This is a genomic window from Mycetohabitans endofungorum (assembly GCF_002927045.1).
In the GTDB taxonomy this organism is placed as follows: Bacteria; Pseudomonadota; Gammaproteobacteria; order Burkholderiales; family Burkholderiaceae; genus Mycetohabitans; species Mycetohabitans endofungorum.
Window position 1 is genome coordinate 1 of sequence record NZ_PRDW01000004.1, and the last position, 17,083, is coordinate 17,083.

Annotated in this window: 12 protein-coding genes, 2 tRNA genes, 1 other RNA gene and 4 pseudogenes; 9 read left to right on the top strand and 10 right to left on the bottom strand. The window is 61.4% G+C overall.

What is annotated here, in order from left to right; translation table 11 throughout:
- The 3 genes and pseudogenes from B0O95_RS16380 to B0O95_RS04795 form a co-directional block, all read left to right on the top strand.
- A pseudogene (locus tag B0O95_RS16380) lies at positions 1–728 on the top strand (hypothetical protein); the annotation flags it as partial.
- Positions 725–964, top strand: a complete 240-nt coding sequence (locus B0O95_RS04790) for a hypothetical protein (protein WP_104076889.1) — start codon at positions 725–727, stop codon at positions 962–964. The pseudogene B0O95_RS16380 and the gene B0O95_RS04790, both read left to right, overlap by 4 nt.
- 29 nt (positions 965–993) lie before the next feature.
- On the top strand, positions 994–1,494 hold the full coding sequence (locus tag B0O95_RS04795) for a hypothetical protein (protein WP_104076890.1): 501 nt from the start codon (positions 994–996) through the stop codon (positions 1,492–1,494).
- A gap of 555 nt (positions 1,495–2,049) precedes the next feature.
- Here the strand turns inward: B0O95_RS04795 and B0O95_RS16895 are convergent.
- Positions 2,050–2,499: pseudogene (locus B0O95_RS16895) on the bottom strand (transposase); the annotation flags it as partial.
- Between the two features lie 914 nt (positions 2,500–3,413).
- Here B0O95_RS16895 and B0O95_RS04810 point away from each other — a divergent pair.
- Both B0O95_RS04810 and B0O95_RS04815 read left to right on the top strand, forming a co-directional pair.
- Positions 3,414–3,489 (top strand) — tRNA-Glu (locus tag B0O95_RS04810).
- 72 nt (positions 3,490–3,561) lie between these two features.
- Positions 3,562–3,638, top strand: a tRNA-Asp gene (locus B0O95_RS04815).
- Positions 3,639–3,768: 130 nt separating this feature from the next.
- On the opposite strand, the gene B0O95_RS04820 is transcribed toward B0O95_RS04815, so the two are convergent.
- The 8 genes and pseudogenes from B0O95_RS04820 to trxA form a co-directional block, all read right to left on the bottom strand.
- Positions 3,769–5,115, bottom strand: a complete 1,347-nt coding sequence (locus B0O95_RS04820; protein ID WP_104076892.1) for an MATE family efflux transporter — start codon at positions 5,113–5,115, stop codon at positions 3,769–3,771.
- 86 nt (positions 5,116–5,201) lie between these two features.
- Positions 5,202–6,959 (bottom strand): ArnT family glycosyltransferase, encoded by a 1,758-nt coding sequence (locus B0O95_RS04825; RefSeq protein WP_104076893.1) that lies wholly within the window; start codon positions 6,957–6,959, stop codon positions 5,202–5,204.
- 191 nt (positions 6,960–7,150) lie between these two features.
- On the bottom strand, positions 7,151–7,417 hold the full coding sequence (locus tag B0O95_RS04830; protein ID WP_104077081.1) for a type B 50S ribosomal protein L31: 267 nt from the start codon (positions 7,415–7,417) through the stop codon (positions 7,151–7,153).
- A gap of 115 nt (positions 7,418–7,532) precedes the next feature.
- The gene (locus B0O95_RS04835; protein WP_104077082.1) at positions 7,533–8,372 is read right to left on the bottom strand and encodes a M90 family metallopeptidase; all 840 of its coding nucleotides are present in this window, start codon (positions 8,370–8,372) and stop codon (positions 7,533–7,535) included.
- A 17-nt stretch (positions 8,373–8,389) separates the two neighbouring features.
- Complete coding sequence (locus tag B0O95_RS04840; protein WP_104076894.1) at positions 8,390–9,949, bottom strand: MFS transporter; 1,560 nt, start codon at positions 9,947–9,949, stop codon at positions 8,390–8,392.
- 143 nt (positions 9,950–10,092) lie between these two features.
- Positions 10,093–10,590: pseudogene (locus B0O95_RS04845) on the bottom strand (MerR family transcriptional regulator); the annotation flags it as partial.
- Positions 10,591–10,891: 301 nt separating this feature from the next.
- Positions 10,892–12,154 carry a transcription termination factor Rho gene (gene rho, locus B0O95_RS04855; protein ID WP_104076897.1) on the bottom strand — a complete coding sequence of 421 codons (1,263 nt, stop codon included), beginning with the start codon at positions 12,152–12,154 and terminating at the stop codon, positions 10,892–10,894.
- 212 nt (positions 12,155–12,366) lie between these two features.
- Positions 12,367–12,693 (bottom strand): thioredoxin TrxA, encoded by a 327-nt coding sequence (gene trxA, locus B0O95_RS04860; RefSeq protein ID WP_104076898.1) that lies wholly within the window; start codon positions 12,691–12,693, stop codon positions 12,367–12,369.
- Between the two features lie 229 nt (positions 12,694–12,922).
- Between trxA and ffs the strand changes: the two genes are divergently transcribed.
- The 4 genes from ffs (at position 12,923) to recR (ending at position 16,736) form a co-directional block, all read left to right on the top strand.
- An RNA gene (ffs, locus tag B0O95_RS04865) (signal recognition particle sRNA small type) lies at positions 12,923–13,021 on the top strand.
- A gap of 128 nt (positions 13,022–13,149) precedes the next feature.
- A complete protein-coding gene (dnaX, locus tag B0O95_RS04870) occupies positions 13,150–15,693 on the top strand; it encodes a DNA polymerase III subunit gamma/tau (protein WP_104076899.1) in 2,544 nt (847 codons plus the stop codon).
- Between the two features lie 43 nt (positions 15,694–15,736).
- Complete coding sequence (locus B0O95_RS04875) at positions 15,737–16,063, top strand: YbaB/EbfC family nucleoid-associated protein (protein ID WP_104077083.1); 327 nt, start codon at positions 15,737–15,739, stop codon at positions 16,061–16,063.
- A 70-nt stretch (positions 16,064–16,133) separates the two neighbouring features.
- Entirely contained in the window at positions 16,134–16,736 is a 603-nt protein-coding gene (gene recR / locus B0O95_RS04880) for a recombination mediator RecR (protein WP_104076900.1), read from the top strand.
- Between the two features lie 53 nt (positions 16,737–16,789).
- On the opposite strand, the pseudogene B0O95_RS16390 reads toward recR, so the two are convergent.
- Positions 16,790–17,011: pseudogene (locus B0O95_RS16390) on the bottom strand (NADPH:quinone oxidoreductase family protein); the annotation flags it as partial.
- Between the last annotated feature and the right edge of the window lie 72 nt (positions 17,012–17,083).

The window sequence follows — 17,083 nt, forward strand, 5'->3', positions numbered from 1 at the left end:
ATCCGTTAGATACGCTGTGGGGCGGGGTTAAAGGCGCGTATGGGCTCATCACGGATCCTCAGGGCACTGCGCAGCAGATGCAGGAGGCGACGCGTAATGTAATTATTCAGGCGGGTGGAGGAAATTATGCCCCGGCGGGGCAACAGGTGGGGCAGCAGCTTGGAAGCACAGTAGTTGGTACAACGACGGGGGTTACTTTTAATTTCGCTGTCTCAAAGGCGGCGGGGGCAATAAACAATATCCGTAGTGCGAACGCAGTGGCAGCAGAGACTAAAAAATTTACTGATGCCGCACGGGCAGAAGGAAATTTCTACCGAGACGGCAGCATCGTAGATATTGGGGAGCACTTTGGACGCTTTGCAGATGGAGCATCTTTACTGACACCAGTAGAGAGCTTTGGGAAATATTCAATGATGGGTCGTCCAGATGGCTGGTTTGTATCGACGCCAAACTACATAGCGTCATTGCTCAGGAAAACAGGAGGAGATAACGCACTTATCAAACAACGATTGGGAATTGAGCCCGAGTATTGGAATGGTCCCTTGTTCAGAGTTGATATTCCGAACCCTCTTGAAAACAATCCAAGGTTGCCTACAGGGCTCGAGGCAGGTGCAAATAGTCATTTTACACGTGGTGGCTATACCGCTGGTGGTGCGCCAGAAATCACCATTGATCCAATTCCGATTAAACAAGTTAAGCCAATGCCTGTCGTACGGCCGCCGCAATGAAAATTATTTCTCAAGTAAACTGGGCTTACACGCTCTTCGAAGATGAGGATGGTTCCTATGTGCTGAGCATTGTTGTCCCAGCAAGGGATGCTGCTTGGGCCGTTTATGAAAAGGAGATTCGTTTATCTAGCTACGAAAAATATCTACTGAAACTCTTTCCACAGAGAGTTTCGAGACTTGTTGAGCGCTTTATGCAAGAAAAGAAGCGAATACAATCTGCCAAATCTGAATTATAACGAGTGTTCTTCACCGCTTCAGTTGGCAGTTGCATCCGCAGAAAAAGACCTTAGCCCAACAGCTTGCGGAAAAGAGTGGTGGCAAATACACCCAGCAGCAGATCGAAGACCAGATGCGGCAGATATCGATGACAGAGGGCGGCCAAACATATGCCGGGAGTCCCGACATCTTGATAGGTGATCAGCGTCCGACGGATGCAGAGGTCAATTGGGTCTATGCGGGTGAGACCGCGGACGGTAATCCAATCCTGGCGCAGGCGATGGTAGCGAATGATACTGAACTGCAGCGGTATATCGTGGATACGGTGAGGAACAGCGATGTGCGGAACACGATCAGCTACACGGCGGCGCCCATGCAACCAGAGCTAGGACCGCGAAGATACGCTCAAGCCTGCGGCGAAGCCCTGTGTGACGGCCGAGTGTGCAGCGGGACTGGCGCCAGCGAGGATGCTTTATTATCCGCCGGATTTGCCAAAGGAGCAGATTGCGGATACTGCTGCCGCTTTATCGACGGCAGCTGGCCGGTTTAGTGCGATAACGGGTGCGATTGCGGCCGTACCGTCGCCGTATGCTCCTGCTACTACGACACTTACACTCAGTGCGGCAATGGTTGGTTTGGGAGCTAGTGCCGTGGAGCAAATGTTCAGGCCGAATCCGGTTGCGTTTGCCGTAAATAGCGCTGTTGATCTATTACTGTTCCTATCCGCGGATAAGTACCCTCTTTGCGAGGCCGTCATAAACGAAGTTGGGAATTTTGTTAAATAATCAGATTGGTTGGAAAGGGAAAGATATCCCGATAATTGGAAACGGAAAATATAAAATTTATTCAAGATGAGAATTTGATTGGATGGCTTCGTACAGTATTGTGCCTGATCGGGGCGGTTGTCGTATATATAAGTGCCTGTTGTGTTCATTCAATGCTGTTATTATGGGGCGGTTTATTTTTAGCTGCTGTGGGGGCTATTCAAGTCGAGCGCATATGCTAAGAATCAAACCGTTTGAAAATTCATTTAAAAATACAAGGGAAAGTTATAAAAAGGTGATGCGGAAAAGGGAGGGGGGATAATTAAAAATCCTAAAGCGTGTTAGGCAATTTTCATAATAGGTACAGCATGAACGAGCATGAGCATAGTGAAGACGACGAAATGCAGGCCGGCCAAGGTTTCGGACAGGCGCTCGTTGTCGCGTGTCAGTCGCCTGAACCGGTTAAGCCAGGCGAAACTGCGCTCGACCACCCAGCGGCGGGGCAGCAGCACGAAGCCCTTCTTTGCCTCAGGCAGCTTGATGACCTGCAGCTCCATGCCTTCATCGCGAGCGGCCTGCGCAGGCGTGCCGCCCGTATAGCCCTGGTCAGCCAATGCAAGTTTCACCGTCTAAGCGGTGACATGCTGAACCTGACGCGCAAGCTCGGCCACCTGTGCGCGCTCCTGCGCGTTGGTCGGCGTAATGTGCACCGCCAGCAGCAGGCCCAGCGTGTCCACAGCCATATATCTTGCTGCTTCGCTTGAGCCCGGCTGGCTGCCACAAATGCAGCTGACCTTACCCCGTCGAGCGCACCATCCGTAGGTTAGCGGTCTCGCCGGTTTCCGGTTGATGCGGTGGCCAGAGCGGGTCCGGCGCCAGTTGACCCAAGGCACTATGCGGACGTACCGAGTGGCCGTCGGCGCGCCACGCTTCGATTCGTTTAGCGTGCATCGTCGAGGCTGACGAACGCATCAAGACGGGCAGATGGAGCGAGCCAAACCGTGGCCGCTCTCGGCCAGTTCGTGCAGCTGTTGCCGAACTTCATGGTCGGCATCAGGTGGCGCTGGCCGCCAGTACGTTCAGCGATTTAGGCCAATAAGCTTACACGCGCGGCGCGCCGAAGCAATGCAGAAATCGCTCTTTGCCGCCGCGGCTGGGCGTGGCGCCGCTGCGGCGCTGACCATGCGCCTCGTGGGCCCCGGCGATGAGCGGGCCGCCCGCCTTGACTGCATAGCCGCCTACGCTCAGGGCGGCTACTTTAACGTGGGCGTATACGATCGAGACATTTCGTTGCCTTGGCTAAATGCCATCGGACCGACGGAGCGCGGCGCAATAGGATGGATGGCGACGCCACTCCCGGCCACGAGCTTGTGGCGCGATGCGCAGTGCAGTGGACTGACTGGGCAGCCGGCAGTTGTCGGCGTGCTGCGACGCAGGAGTGACCATATCGCATTCGCTGACAAAAACAGAAAAAGTGCTTGCTGACCCCGGACCAGTCTGCGTATAATCTCGGTCTCTGCTGATGGCGAAAGCAGCGTTGTTCCGAGACGGACACGTTGTGAAGTTTTGGCAGAAATGAGTGAAGTCTTCGTTGAAACGAAAAAAACGGATCAAAAAAGACTTCACAAACGGAAAAAACGTCGTTATAATGTCGTTCTTTCTGAGCTGTTAAACAAAGCAGCGAGACAGAATCTGAAAAGATTATGTCCCCTTCGTCTAGAGGCCTAGGACATCACCCTTTCACGGTGAGTACAGGGGTTCGAATCCCCTAGGGGACGCCAGATATAAAGCGCACGAAAAAGTGCGCGCAGTATGTAAGCGTAGCCAACGCTTGCACGCTAAGATGTCGAATTGGAGTGGTAGTTCAGTTGGTTAGAATACCGGCCTGTCACGCCGGGGGTCGCGGGTTCGAGTCCCGTCCACTCCGCCAACGTTAAAAAAGCCCGCTTATGCGGGCTTTTTTATTTCCTATTGCCAGGCGTCGCTGGCATGATGCGGCGAATTATGCGCATTCGTGCTTACCGCATTCAGCGGTGGCCCGCGTCTGGATCGAGCGACGCCTATGCGTGTGTCCTTTTGCTGACGCTTGACCAATAGACCAGCAGTCCAACCGCCGCTAGCGCGAGGCTCAGCGTATTGGCGTACCAGAAGCCGCGCGCGCCAGTCAGTGCCGCGGGCATCCAATGTAGTGGGTCGAAGCCGGCGAGATATCCGCCGCCCAGGCCGACGCCCCATAGCGCGGTGGCGTAGATTATCGTCGGGACCACGGCGACCCGGTACGCCCGCAGCGCGAACGCAGTGGTGATCTGCAGCGCGTCGCACAGGTGGTAGCCAGCGACGATCGTCAACAGCGGCATGGCGGCAGCGACTACGTTCGGGTCGGGCGTATAGGCGGCGATCAGCCACGGTCTCATCGCGATGATGACTGTGGCGTACAGTAGCGCGATGCCTGCGGCCAACCCGATCCCATGCGCGGATAGGGTGCGTGCAGCGGTGAATTCGCGTGCACCGAGCCGTTGTGCGACCAGCGTGGACGTCGCGATGCCGATCGACAACGGTGTCATGTACAGCACTGCGCTGACATTGCCGGTGATCTGGTGCCCGGCAAGCGCCGTGGTGCCGAAACGCGCGATGAACAGCGCCATGAATGTGTAGGACGTGACTTCAATCAGGTAGGACAGGCCCAGTGGGATGCCAAGCTTGAGCAACGCCAGCTGTTGCCGCCAGTGAGGCCACGAGCATTGCGCGAACACTGCAAACTGGCGATAGAAATCGACGCGCAGCAGTAGCACGATGCCGGCGAGGGCCGATAGCCAATTGATGATCGAGCTGGCGAGGGCGGCGCCTGGACCACCCAGCGCCGGCAGGCCGAACGCGCCGTGGATCAGCAGCGCATTGAGCGGTACCTTCAATATTAGTCCGCCAAGCTGGATCAGCATGACCGGCCGCGGCTTCGCGACTGCATTCGATAGCGAGCTAAAGAGACGAAATAGCAGGCTGGCCGGCAGCCCGAGCGACAGGATGCGCAGGTAGGCGAGGGCGCGCTCATTGAGTTCCGGCGGCGCGTCGGCGATGCGCAGCAACGGTGTCGGGAAGTACAACAGCAGACAGCCGGGCAGCGCCAGTATGATAGCGAGCCAGGCCGATTGCCGCACTTCTTCGCCGATTTGCGCGTGGCGGTGCGCGCCGAATAATTGTGCCGCGATGGGCTGCAGCGCGACCAGGATGCCAGTCAGACCGATATAGACCGAGATGTAGATCGACGAGCCGAGTCCGAGCGCGGCCAGGTCCGTGGCGCAATATCGTCCGACCATTGCAGTATCGATGACGCCGAACGCGATGATCGCCAACTGGCCGACCAGCACGGGCCAGGCGAGGGAGATAATTTGGCGGGCGTCGGTCAGCATGTCGGGCGTTGGGTTGGGCGGTGGGTTGAGCGGACAGCGCGGCTATCGGCCGGCGGCGCCCGGCAGCCCATGGTCTTGAGGACTGGCTATTGGACCGTGCGATGCCTCATACCGCGCCGCGGTGGCGCCTTCGGTTGCTCAACCCTGACGTACAACCGGAACAACTCGTCGCGATCCGCGGCACGGCGTCCTTCCCACGCGAGGTGCCATGCATATGGCGGCAGGGTGCCCGGCGCGCTGAAATCGTGCATGTCCTGTCGCAGCAGTACGTCGCAATCCTCATCGCCAAATGCAAAGCGCATATTGCCGAAGTACGCGAAGGTCGCCAATTGGGCATTGCCGAGACGCACCGGCCGGATACACGCATAGTCAGGCGGCAAATGCGTGGCGATTTGTGTGGCGACGTCGCGGTAGGTTCGGCTGTAGTTCACCACGGGCAACCATAGCGTCATCAGTAGCACCCACATTAGTGTCGTGCCGCCGCTGGTCAGCACGACGCTGCGCCAGATCACCTTCGGTTGCCGCGAGATACGCCAGCGTACCAATGCGATCCAGCCGAGCGTGACGACAAGCGCGCACAGGAACGACAGTGGTGCAAATTCGGGCTGGAATCCGGGCACCAGTCGTGCGAGGTTGCGGGCCAGCGGATGCGGGAAGCCGGTCAAGCTCGCGAGCCAGACCAGCCAGACGAACGAGCCGAGGATCGTGAAGCTGAGCACCGCGAACCAGTCGATCGCGTTGATTGCGCCGCGCTTTAGAGTGGGCAGGCCGAATGCGGCGAGCATCGCGAGCGGCGGGATCAGCAGCATGAAAAACCGGTTGGTTTGATGGCTCTGCAGCACGACCAGCACCAGCAGTGGCCAGAACACGGACATCGGAATCGCCACATGCGGTGCGCGGCGCAGTCCGCCCCAACTGTACCAGGACCAGATCGCAAGTGGCCATGCGGGCCATGTGAACAATGGCAAGTTCTTGATTGCGTAGAACAGTACTTTGGACGGCGGCCCGGAATACTCATCGAAGTTGCCGTGGAACCACGCGCGTAAAAAATCCGGTGCATGCGCTGGGAACGCCCATAGCGCGGCCAGCGGCCATACCAGCCCCAGCGCGAGGGCCAACGGCATCGCGATCACGGCAAACGGTTTGGCCTGGACGCCGTGGACCAGCCCGACCGTTGCAACGACCGACACGAGCAGTGCGGTTGCCAACACTGGATTGCCCACGAATGCGATGCTACCCAGCGCAACGCCGGTCCATGCCGCGCCTTGCAAGGGCTTGTCCAGGCTGCGGACCAGCCCGTACAGCAGCAAGGCGACCGCGGTCATTTCAGCGATTTGCGGCGTCGTCTCGTGACCGCGTTCGGCCAGTCCGAAGCAACCCAGCACGATCAGCAGCGCGCCATCGGCCAACGTGCGCCCGTAGTCCCGCGGCAACGGTTCGCCGCCAAACGCATATTTGAACGGCTGCACTTCTGGGCGCCGGCCAAGCAGGTACGCACCATACCAGACGAACGCGCAAGTCATGCAGAAAAACACACCGGTGTAGAGACGCGATGCGTTGCTCGGATCGACCAGCGGATCCAGCCATCGGATGAAGGAGGCACCGACCCAATAGGCAAGCGGTCCATCCGTCGTCACGGGCTTGCCGACCAGGTTCGGCAGCAGCCAATCGCGCCAGGTGCCGCTTGCCATCGTCCACATGACGCCGAAGCTGGCGGCATCCTCGTTCTTCCAAGGATCACGGCCAAACAGGCCGAATGCTGCATAGACGACGCAAATCGTCAGCAAGGCCCAGCGCGGCAGTGCGCTGGTGGCCGAGGCCGTGAGTCGGACAACGGGTCTCATGCGTGGCGATTGGACCTATTTTTGTGATCGGCGATCCAGCATTGTAGTCGCGTCGCGCGGCGCCGTCAGACAGAAAAGGGCAGCCTTGGCTGCCCCTAATGGAAACTGTCCCGGCCTGCGCGGCGCGCCGCAAGCGGCGTTACCAGGTACCGGGGTGGCCGCCCGCGGGGGCGGCCGCTCCGCGGCCGTGCTTACTTCGCGACCTTCGCGCCGGCACGGTTGCCAAACTTTTGGCGGAACTTCTCGACGCGGCCGGTCGTATCCATGAACTTGTTCTGCTCGCCCGTGTAGAAAGGGTGCGATTCGGAAGACACTTCAACCTTAGCGAGCGGATAGGTCTTGCCGTCAAGCTCGATCGTCTCACGCGTCTGGATCGTTGAGCTGATGATGAACGTCTTGCCGCTGGACATGTCCTGGAACACGACCTCGCGGATATCGGGGTGAATGCCTTTCTTCATGATACGTTCCTTGGTTTCAAGCGGTAGCCAGCCCGCCGCGTCACCCTGTCGACAGTCCGCTGCCGGTGCGCGAGCCACTTTCCGAAGGTGGAAAAGGCAGAATTATGCCCGAAAATCAGTCGGTTGGCGAATTTTTCAGGATCTCGATGCCGGCCGGGTCCTGTCGATAATAGCGCGCGAGCAGCCGGTACAGCTGCGGATACTGCTCAGCGAAGGCGTGTGGCCGTACGAACAGCGCCTCGCTGCAGACCGCGAAGAATTCCGACGGGTGTTCGGCTGCATACGGGTCGATCAGCGAATCGCGCTCCAGGCGTGCCCAGAGGTGCGGTGGAACCGCGTCCACGCGCGCGCAGAACTGATCGTACGCGTTGTCGAAGATGTCGCCCCATTCAGTGCAGTCCAGCGCCGCATGCCAGCGGCGAATCAGCGGCGGATGGCCGTCGGCATCGCCGTCCAGCATGTCGATCTTGTGCGCGAACTCGTGGATCACGACGTTGTACGCATCGCTACCGTCGGTCATCTGCACGTCTTCCCAAGACAGGATCACCGGGCCGCCTTCCCACGCTTCGCCGCTGGCATCCTGCGTAATCTCATGGACCACGCCGGCTTCGTCCTCGACGGTTTTGCGGATCACAAACTCGCCTGGGTAGACGATGATGCCGACCCATCCGCGATACAGCTCCAAGCCCAGATTCAGCACCGGCAGGCAGGCCTGCGTGGCAATGTTCACGCAGATCTCGTCGGTCAACTCGAGCGCGTGTGTGGTTGTGAACGTCTTTTGTGCCAGGAACAGGCTGACCAGCTCGCGCAGCCGCGCCTGATCGCCGTCGGTCAAGTAGCATAGGAATGGCAGCCGTGCGCAAGTGTGTGCCCATAGCGAGTCAGAAATCGCGAACTCGCGCAGCGCGCGCTCGCGGCGCCGTCGCTCGAGCCAGTCGGAGACTTTGCTGAACATCGGGTCCTGTCCGCGATTCAGTCCAATGCACGCTGCCATGCAGCGAACAACCCGCCGACGAGCGCTATCGCGGCAAGAAAGTAAAAGCCATCCAGCGAAGCGAGGAAATTCGCCTGCTGCGCGACACTGCGGGCGAGCAGCGCGATGGCGACGCCGTGCGAATCACCGGACGGATTGCCGGTAGCCAGCACGCCGCGGCTTAGCGTGTCCAGTGCCGCGGAAAAAATCGGATTGTACGGGTTGGCGGCTTCGACGAGGCGGGTTTCGTGCAACGCGAGCCGATGCTGCTCGAGCATGATGATCGACGCGGTGGCGAACGAGATGGCCAGTTGCCGCACCAGGTTCTTCAACCGGTAGCCGTGGGTGAACTCCTCGATCTCGAAGACGCGGAAGGTCAGGTTCGCGACCGGCAGTACGATGAACAACAGCAACAGGCCGCGCAGCAGCAGCGGAGCGGCGAGTGCGTCGTGGCCGACCTGTGGCGACATCTGCGCCGTCCACAGCGCGGCCAGTGCCGCGAGCGCGAATCCGGGCACGATGATCCATTTTTTGCGCGGCACGTGCTTCGAATAATGCAGGTAGACGAAGAGCAGCATGCCGGATAGCAACGATGTGATGCCGTTAAAATATCCCGTGCTCTCGATCGTAAAACCCAGTCCGCGCTCCATCAGCCGGGGCAGCAGGTAGCTGAACCCTGTCGATAGGTAATAGTAGAACACATAGAGCACCAGCCCGACCTGAAACGTAGGCTCGCGCAGCGCGTGCATGCGTACCAGCGGCGCCGGGTGATGCCATTGGTGGTGGACAAACCAGGCGAGTCCGGCAATGCCGCATACGGTCAATACGATCAAGCCAGGCGAGCCGGTGAACAGCTGGAAGCGCAGCTGCGTCATGACAATCTGCAACGCGGCCTGCGCGAATGCGAACACCAGATAGGCCCAGTAGTGCGGCTCGGTGCGGTGCGCCGGATCGACGTCCCCGGTATTGGGCAGCGACAACAGCGCGAACACGCCGAGCACGAAGCCCGCGGGCGCAGTGCAGGCGAACAGTGCCCGCCAGTCGAAATGTGACACCAGCCATGCGCCGGCGATCGGGGCGAGCGCACTGCCCAAGACGATCAGCGTAAGAAACACCCGCAGCGCGTCGGCTCGGCGCTGCGCGGTGAAGCTGATCTGGATCAGGATCCGGCATGCGCCGAGCATCGGACCCACGAAGTAGCCCTGTACGCCTCGCGCGAACAGCAGTTCTGCGGAGCTGTCGCAGAACGCCGCCAGCAGCGCGCCGGCACTGTAGAAGCTCATGCATCCGGCGATGTAGCGGCGATAGCCGATTCGCTCGACCCACCAATGCTGTTGCAGGATGCCCAGCACAGCGCCCAGCGCATAGGCGCTCGAGACCCACACCAGTTCGTCGGGGGATGCGTTGATGCCGCCGGCGATGTAGGTAGCGAAGAACGAGAAAATGGCATTGTCGAAATAGTCTAGCCCGATGACCGCCGCGAGCACCCATGACATCACCGCGTTGCCGCGGTGGGATGCGTGTGCGGTTGCGGCGCTGGATGCCGGAGCGGCGTTCATCGGTTGCCGCCGTGGCCCGGCCCGCGCGGCGCGGGATGGGGTACTGGACGCTGACGGGCCAGCGCCGCGTCGGCATCGCGGATGGCTCGGCTCTCGTGGCCAGTGTTGACCGGGCTGGCGTTTGCGCTTGCCGGTACCGTCTTCGTGCCGTCCCGCCCACGGGCGCCGCCACGCGTCTTGCGCCGCTGTAGCGCAACGTCCACTGGGGCGCTAGCAAGTCGCTGGTCAACATAGTCCAGGTCGTGCTGTAACTGCATCCGTAGCGCTTGTGCGGCTTTCAGTTCGTTGCCCATCTGGGCGACACGTTGATCCAGGATGTCCAACTGTGTGGTCAGTGAGGCGCGCCATGCGGCGAGCGCGGCAGGCGAGAGACGCGGGTGGTTCTCGCCTGCCGGCGCCTCGAACGGCTGCTTCAGCAGCGCAGTGATCGCCGTGAGTGAAAAACCCAATGAGCGCATCCGCAAAATGCGTGCGAAGCGATCGAGATCGGTTTGCTCGTACAGCCGGTAACGTCCCTTGCTGCGGGTGGGCGTTGCCAGTCCCAGTTCCTCATAGTACTTCAGCGTGCGCGGTGTCACGCCGAGCCGGGTGGCGGCTTCGCTGACGGTCACCAGTGCGTAAGGGGGATCGGCAGGGCGCATCGCGCGGTTCGGTTCGACGAGGGGGGAAACCGATTATACATAAACCTGTACGTTCACGTTCAGGTTGGTCGAGGCTGGCCTGCCTGCGGGCGCTTTTACGTAGCTTCTGGCGCTCACACGCATCGTTGCAGCGGCTCATTGCCGATTTCGTGGGCTTGCTCCACTAGATCGCGCCATACCGTGCCAACAGCGCAGCCGCATGAAAAAACAAACCCCATGTTCCGAAAAACATGGGGTTCGTCAGCAGCCTGAGCGTCGGCAACGCCGACGGTTTGGCGGATCGACGACGCGCGTGCTGCGCTTAACCGCCGCGGCGCATCATGTCGAAAAACTCCGAATTGCTCTTGGTCTGCTTCAGCTTGTCGAGCAGGAATTCCATGGCTTCGATTTCATCCATGTCATGGATGAACTTACGCAGCACCCAGATCTTTTGCAGGATTTCTGGCTTGATCAGCAATTCCTCGCGACGGGTGCCCGATTTGTTCAGGTTGATCGACGGATAGACCCGCTTTTCCGCGAGGCGCCGTTCCAGATGCACCTCCATGTTGCCGGTGCCCTTAAACTCCTCATAGATCACGTCGTCCATGCGGCTGCCGGTTTCGATCAGCGCAGTGCCGATGATCGTCAGCGAACCGCCTTCCTCCACGTTGCGTGCCGCACCGAAGAAGCGCTTCGGGCGTTGCAGCGCATTGGCGTCGACGCCCCCGGTCAAGACCTTGCCCGATGCCGGCACGACGGTGTTGTAGGCGCGTGCGAGCCGCGTGATCGAGTCCAGCAGGATCACCACGTCGTGCTTCATCTCGACCAGCCGCTTGGCCTTCTCGATCACCATTTCGGCGACCTGCACGTGACGCGATGCGGGTTCGTCAAACGTGGACGCAATCACCTCGCCGGCCACCGAGCGCTGCATTTCAGTGACTTCTTCCGGGCGCTCGTCGATCAGCAGCACGAACAATGTGACATCCGGATGGTTTGACTTGATCGCATGCGCGATGTGCTGCAGCATCACGGTCTTGCCCGACTTCGGCGACGCGACCAGCAGTCCGCGCTGGCCTTTGCCGATCGGTGCAATCATGTCGATGATGCGGCCGGTGATGTTTTCCTCGCCGCGCATGTCGCGCTCGAGCGACAGCGGCTTGTTTGGATGCAGCGGCGTGAGGTTCTCGAACATGATCTTGTGTTTCGAGGCCTCGGGCGGCTGTCCGTTGACTTTATCGACCTTGACCAGCGCGAAATACCGCTCGCCGTCTTTTGGCGTACGTACCTCGCCTTCGATCGTGTCGCCGGTGTGCAGGTTGAAACGGCGGATTTGCGACGGACTGATGTAGATGTCGTCGGTGCTCGCCAGATACGATGTCTCGGGCGAGCGTAAAAAGCCAAAACCATCCGGCAGCACTTCGAGGGTGCCGTCGCCGAAGATGGTTTCACCCGTCTTGGCGCGCTTTTTCAGAATTGCGAACATCAACTCCTGTTTGCGCAGGCGGTTCGCGTTTTCGATCTCCAGGCCATTGGCCATTTCGATCAAAGCGGATACGTGTTGCGACTTGAGCTCGGATAAATGCATACAGGAATCCCGCCAGGGAAAGAGGAGAAGCGACAGAAAGGGGAGGGGAGTCGTCGGGCGACGGGCCCGGTTAGGATGTTATACGATTTGAAACGTATTCAACTTTTCTGATCTTAGCATAGCATAGCGATGCTAATTCGAGCATGGTCGCGATGCGGCGCCCGTTGCATCCTCGCAACAAGCGCCGTCCCGATGCGGGCGCCGCCGAGGGCTCAGATATGGCTGTCGATCAGCGCCGTGATTTGGGCCTTCGACAATGCGCCGACCTTCGTCTGGGCCGCTACGCCGTTCTTGAATAGGATCAACGTCGGAATGCCCCGCACGCTAAACTTGGCCGGCGTCGACGGATTCTGATCGACATTGATCTTGGCGACCTGCAGGCGGTCGCCGTAGTCGCGTGCTACTTCGTCCAGTAGCGGCGCGATCATCTTGCACGGGCCGCACCATTCCGCCCAGAAGTCGAGAAGGACGGGCTTGTCCGCCTTGAGGACGTCCTGCTCGAAAGAAGCATCGGTGATGTGCTTGATTTGTTCGCTCATTATCGCGTTACCTCTAAAGGCCCCGGGGGCGGTCTCATGATGGCCCCCCGTGTGCCCGATCTCCAAAAACCCGTCCGGCGGCATGCTGCTGCCGCGCGGCGGCCCTCGCGAAGCGCAACGGCGGGACTACCCCGCCCGTTCGCAGGTCATTCAGCCGTCATCTTAACGTAATTCGTTCTCCGTCGTGCGCGGTGGCGTCGCGACGCAATCCAGTGCTAGAATACGCCGTGACGGGCCTCCTCGCATGGTGGCGCGGTCAACCTGGTCAGGTCGGGAACGAAGCAGCCACAGCCGTTTTCCGCCAGTGCCGAGGGTTGGGCTCGTCACCTTCCTCTTTCCGATCGCCCGATCGGGCTGTTCCGCTCCCATCGTTCCCGGTGTCAACGTAATGTTCATCCGCGGCGTGCGACCGACTTCGCGCGTGGTGCGCGTGAGCGTTGCTGATACAATTTCACGATGACCTATCAAGTTCTCGCACGCAAGTGGCGGCCCAAGGATTTCGCGTCGCTCGTCGGCCAGGAGCACGTGGTGCGCGCGCTCACCCATGCGCTGCAAGCGCAGCGGCTGCATCACGCTTATTTGTTCACCGGCACGCGCGGCGTCGGCAAGACTACGCTATCGCGGATCTTGGCCAAGGCGCTCAATTGCGAGACCGGCATTACCGCCACGCCGTGCGGTGTATGCAAGGCGTGTCGCGAAATCGACGAAGGGCGCTTCGTCGACTACGTTGAAATGGACGCAGCCAGCAACCGAGGCGTTGACGAGATGGCGGCGCTGCTCGAGCGCGCCGTCTACGCGCCGGTCGATGCGCGCTTCAAGGTTTACATGATCGACGAAGTACACATGCTGACCCATCACGCGTTCAACTCGATGCTTAAGACGCTCGAGGAGCCGCCGGCGCATGTGAAGTTCATTCTCGCGACGACGGATCCGCAGAAGATTCCCGTCACTGTGTTATCGCGCTGTTTGCAGTTCAATCTCAAACAGATGCCCGCAGGCCATATCGTGTCGCACTTGGAACGTATCCTGGCCGACGAAGGTATCGGTTTCGAGACGCAGGCGTTGCGCCTGTTGTCGCGCGCCGCGGATGGCAGCATGCGCGATGCGCTGTCGTTGACCGATCAGGCGATCGCGTACGCGGCAGGCGTGGTGACCGAGCAGGCCGTACGGGGCATGCTCGGCGCACTAGACCAAAGCTACCTGGTGCGCTTGCTGGATGCGGTCGCTGTGCGCGACGGCGCCGCGGTACGCTCGGTGGCTGACGAGATGGCCGCGCGCAGCTTGTCGTTCTCGACTGCGCTGCAGGATTTGTCCAGCCTGCTGCATCGGATTGCGTGGGCGCAGGTGGTGCCCGACTCGGTGCTGGACGAATGGCCGGAAGCAGCGGACGTCCGGCGTTTTGCGCAGCAGTTGACGCCCGAAGCTGTGCAGCTCTATTACCAGATCGCGACGATTGGTCGCGCTGAACTGGGGCTGGCCCCGGACGAGTATGCTGGTTTCACGATGGCGTTGTTGCGCATGCTTGCGTTCGGTACTGTCGATGCAATGCGTGGGTCTGCGCCGGCGGATATGCCGCCGGCAGCCGGCATGCCGGAGGTAGGCGCACCGGGCACCGGCGGCGGCCCGACAGCCGGTGACGCGCGCGCCGTCGGCGCCACGCCACGCGAACCTGCACAGCGCTTGCACGCCCGTGCAGCGACGCAGGCTCTCGCCATGTCCACCCATGCCGCCGGGGCGGTGCAGACGGCTGCACGTTCGCCTGGCGTACCTGCGGCTGCGCGCGGTGGGGCTGACGCGGATGAGGCAATGCAGGAGCAAGGGGCCCGCACGGAGGTGGCGTGCACGAACGCGACGCAGACGAGCACCGCCAGCACTGATGCGACCGGCATGGGCGCGACCCAGACGCAGCTGGACGGGACCAGCGTGCCCCACACGGATGATGGTCTGACGGACGCGGTCGAGGCCGGTCCGAGCCAACCCCCATTGAAGGAGGACGTTGCCGCTCCATCGTCGCCACAACCGGTTTCCTCGCCCCCGGACCCATCGCGCGCTGGCAGTCCGGCCAGCGCGGCGCTTGGCATGCTGCGGGGTAAGGGAATCCGCGTTTCAAGCGAGCGCGGTCGTGCGCCGGCGGCTGCGTCGGGCGCCATCCGATCTGAGGCGACGACGGCGCCGGGTGTGGACGGCGACGGCGCCGCCGCGCCGCTTCGCGCGAAAGCGGCGTCCGCGGCAGCACAGCTCGCCGAACGGCTGGCGGCCAGCGCTGCCGCTGGCGCCCGGCGCCCGGGGCCGCGCAGCAATGGCCAGCAGCGGGTCGCTGTCGCGTCAGGTGGCGCGACGCGCGCGTCTGGCGCGGCCCCCGGCGCGGGCGACGCACAGGGCGCTGCTCGCGCATCGGCGCCGGCGGTGGCGCCCTGGGATGACGCGCCGCCCGACGACGAGTTCGTGCCGCTGTCTGCGTATGACGGCGCCTTCGATGTCGGCGAGCCCAATTTCGCCGCGCTGGCGGATGACTCGGCGCCCGACGTGCCGGCTGCTGTGCAGCCGCCGGCACCAGTCGATGACACGCCGTTGCCGCCGGCTGTGTCTCTTGCGCCGCTCGGCTACGACGGCGACTGGCCGACATTGGCCGCCTCGCTGTCGCTCCGCGGCATTGCGTACCAGCTTGCGTTTCACAGTGAGCTTATGGCGTGTGACGGTGACGAGCTGACATTGTGCGTGCCGGTGCCGCAATATGCGGACGCGGCACACGCCGGCAAGCTGAAGGCCGCGCTTGAAGCGGCCCTAGGTAGGCCGGTTCGCGTGACCGTATCGGTTGGCCCTGCACGCCGCACGGCCGCGGCCGTGGAGGCCGCGCGGCGCGCGCAGCAACAGCAGCAAGCCGAGCGCGAGATCAACGTGGACCCGTTCGTACAGACGCTGATCCGCGAGTTCGGCGCGACGATCGTGCCGGGTTCAATTCGCCCGCTTGGCGCCGACCACCGCGTATCTAGCGCATGACCGGCCAACGCAGCATTCCCCCGCTATTCGAAGGAGTTCCATGATGATGAAGGGCCAACTCGCCGGCTTGATGAAGCAGGCGCAGCAAATGCAGGAAAACATGAAGCAGATGCAGGAGCAGCTCGCGCAGATCGAGATCGAGGGCCAGTCCGGCGCCGGTCTCGTGAAGGTGACGATGACCTGCAAAAACGAAGTGCGTCGCGTCACGATCGATCCGAGCCTGTTGGCCGATGACAAGGACATGCTCGAGGACCTGGTCGCCGCCGCGTTCAATGATGCGGTGCGCAAGGCGGAGGCGACGGCGCAGGAGAAAATGTCCGGTATGACCGCGGGGCTGCCGCTGCCACCAGGTTTCAAGCTGCCATTCTGATTTTGCGTGGGCCGTTGATGAAGGAACGTGTCGTGTTTCGACTCCCGGCGTGTGTTGGCGCGCGACGCCTATGAACGTGAAGCCGCCGTCCGCGCTGGCCGCGCTGATCGAAGCGCTGCGCATGTTGCCCGGTGTCGGACCGAAGTCCGCGCAGCGTATCGCTTATCACCTGATGCAGCATGACCGAGACGGGGCGCAGCGGCTCGGGCGGTCGCTGCTGCACGCGACGCAGGTGCTCAAGCATTGCGAGCGGTGTAACACGTTCACCGAGCGCGACGTATGCGAGCTGTGTAGCGACGAGCAGCGCGATCCGACGCTGCTATGCGTGGTCGAGACACCCGCCGACCAAATCATGCTCGAGCAGACGCTCGCTTATTGCGGGCTGTATTTTGTGCTAATGGGACGCTTGAGCCCGCTTGACGGCATTGGGCCGCGCGAGATCCATTTCGACCGGCTGATGCGCCGGGCGACCGACGGCGTGGTCAGTGAGGTCGTGTTGGCTACCAACTTCACGAATGAAGGCGAGGCGACTGCCCATTACCTGGGCCAGATGCTCAAGGCGCGCGGCCTGACGGTCACGCGGTTGGCCCGCGGCGTGCCCGTCGGCGGTGAACTCGAATATGTCGACGCCGGCACGATCGCCCGCGCGGTACTGGACCGGCGCTCGGTCTGAACGCGTGCCGTCGATCAAGTCGAACGAGTTGCAGGAGACACAATGGCCGCGATGCCGGCGGCGCTCAGCACCGGCATCGTTTCGCCCGGCTGAAGCACGGCGCGGTTCGCCAGCGCATGGTGCGATGTGCCGTAGGTCAGCGTGAATGCAGCGGCGACGCCGAAGTCGATTTTCGGTGGCAGCGGCAGGCACGCGGCCGCGAGCGCGGCCCCCTATTCGGCGAAGACGCCTATGCCGATGTATGCGACGACGCGATCCCCGGGCTTGAAGCGCGTCCAGTGTAGACTATTGCGAACGCTCGTGCCTTTTATTCGGTACGGCTCGGCGGCCGGGATGACTGCTGCTGT

What these genes read in the sequence shown, in the direction of transcription:
- recR (WP_104076900.1), top strand. Translation starts at nt 16,134, where the DNA reads ATGAACGTGAAGCCGCCGTCCGCGCTGGCCGCGCTGATCGAAGCGCTG.
- B0O95_RS04875 (WP_104077083.1), top strand. Translation starts at nt 15,737, where the DNA reads ATGATGAAGGGCCAACTCGCCGGCTTGATGAAGCAGGCGCAGCAAATG.
- B0O95_RS04790 (WP_104076889.1), top strand. Translation starts at nt 725, where the DNA reads ATGAAAATTATTTCTCAAGTAAACTGGGCTTACACGCTCTTCGAAGAT.
- B0O95_RS04840 (WP_104076894.1), bottom strand. Translation starts at nt 9,949, where the DNA reads ATGAACGCCGCTCCGGCATCCAGCGCCGCAACCGCACACGCATCCCAC.
- B0O95_RS04835 (WP_104077082.1), bottom strand. Translation starts at nt 8,372, where the DNA reads ATGTTCAGCAAAGTCTCCGACTGGCTCGAGCGACGGCGCCGCGAGCGC.
- B0O95_RS04825 (WP_104076893.1), bottom strand. Translation starts at nt 6,959, where the DNA reads ATGAGACCCGTTGTCCGACTCACGGCCTCGGCCACCAGCGCACTGCCG.
- rho (WP_104076897.1), bottom strand. Translation starts at nt 12,154, where the DNA reads ATGCATTTATCCGAGCTCAAGTCGCAACACGTATCCGCTTTGATCGAA.
- dnaX (WP_104076899.1), top strand. Translation starts at nt 13,150, where the DNA reads ATGACCTATCAAGTTCTCGCACGCAAGTGGCGGCCCAAGGATTTCGCG.
- B0O95_RS04820 (WP_104076892.1), bottom strand. Translation starts at nt 5,115, where the DNA reads ATGCTGACCGACGCCCGCCAAATTATCTCCCTCGCCTGGCCCGTGCTG.
- B0O95_RS04830 (WP_104077081.1), bottom strand. Translation starts at nt 7,417, where the DNA reads ATGAAGAAAGGCATTCACCCCGATATCCGCGAGGTCGTGTTCCAGGAC.
- trxA (WP_104076898.1), bottom strand. Translation starts at nt 12,693, where the DNA reads ATGAGCGAACAAATCAAGCACATCACCGATGCTTCTTTCGAGCAGGAC.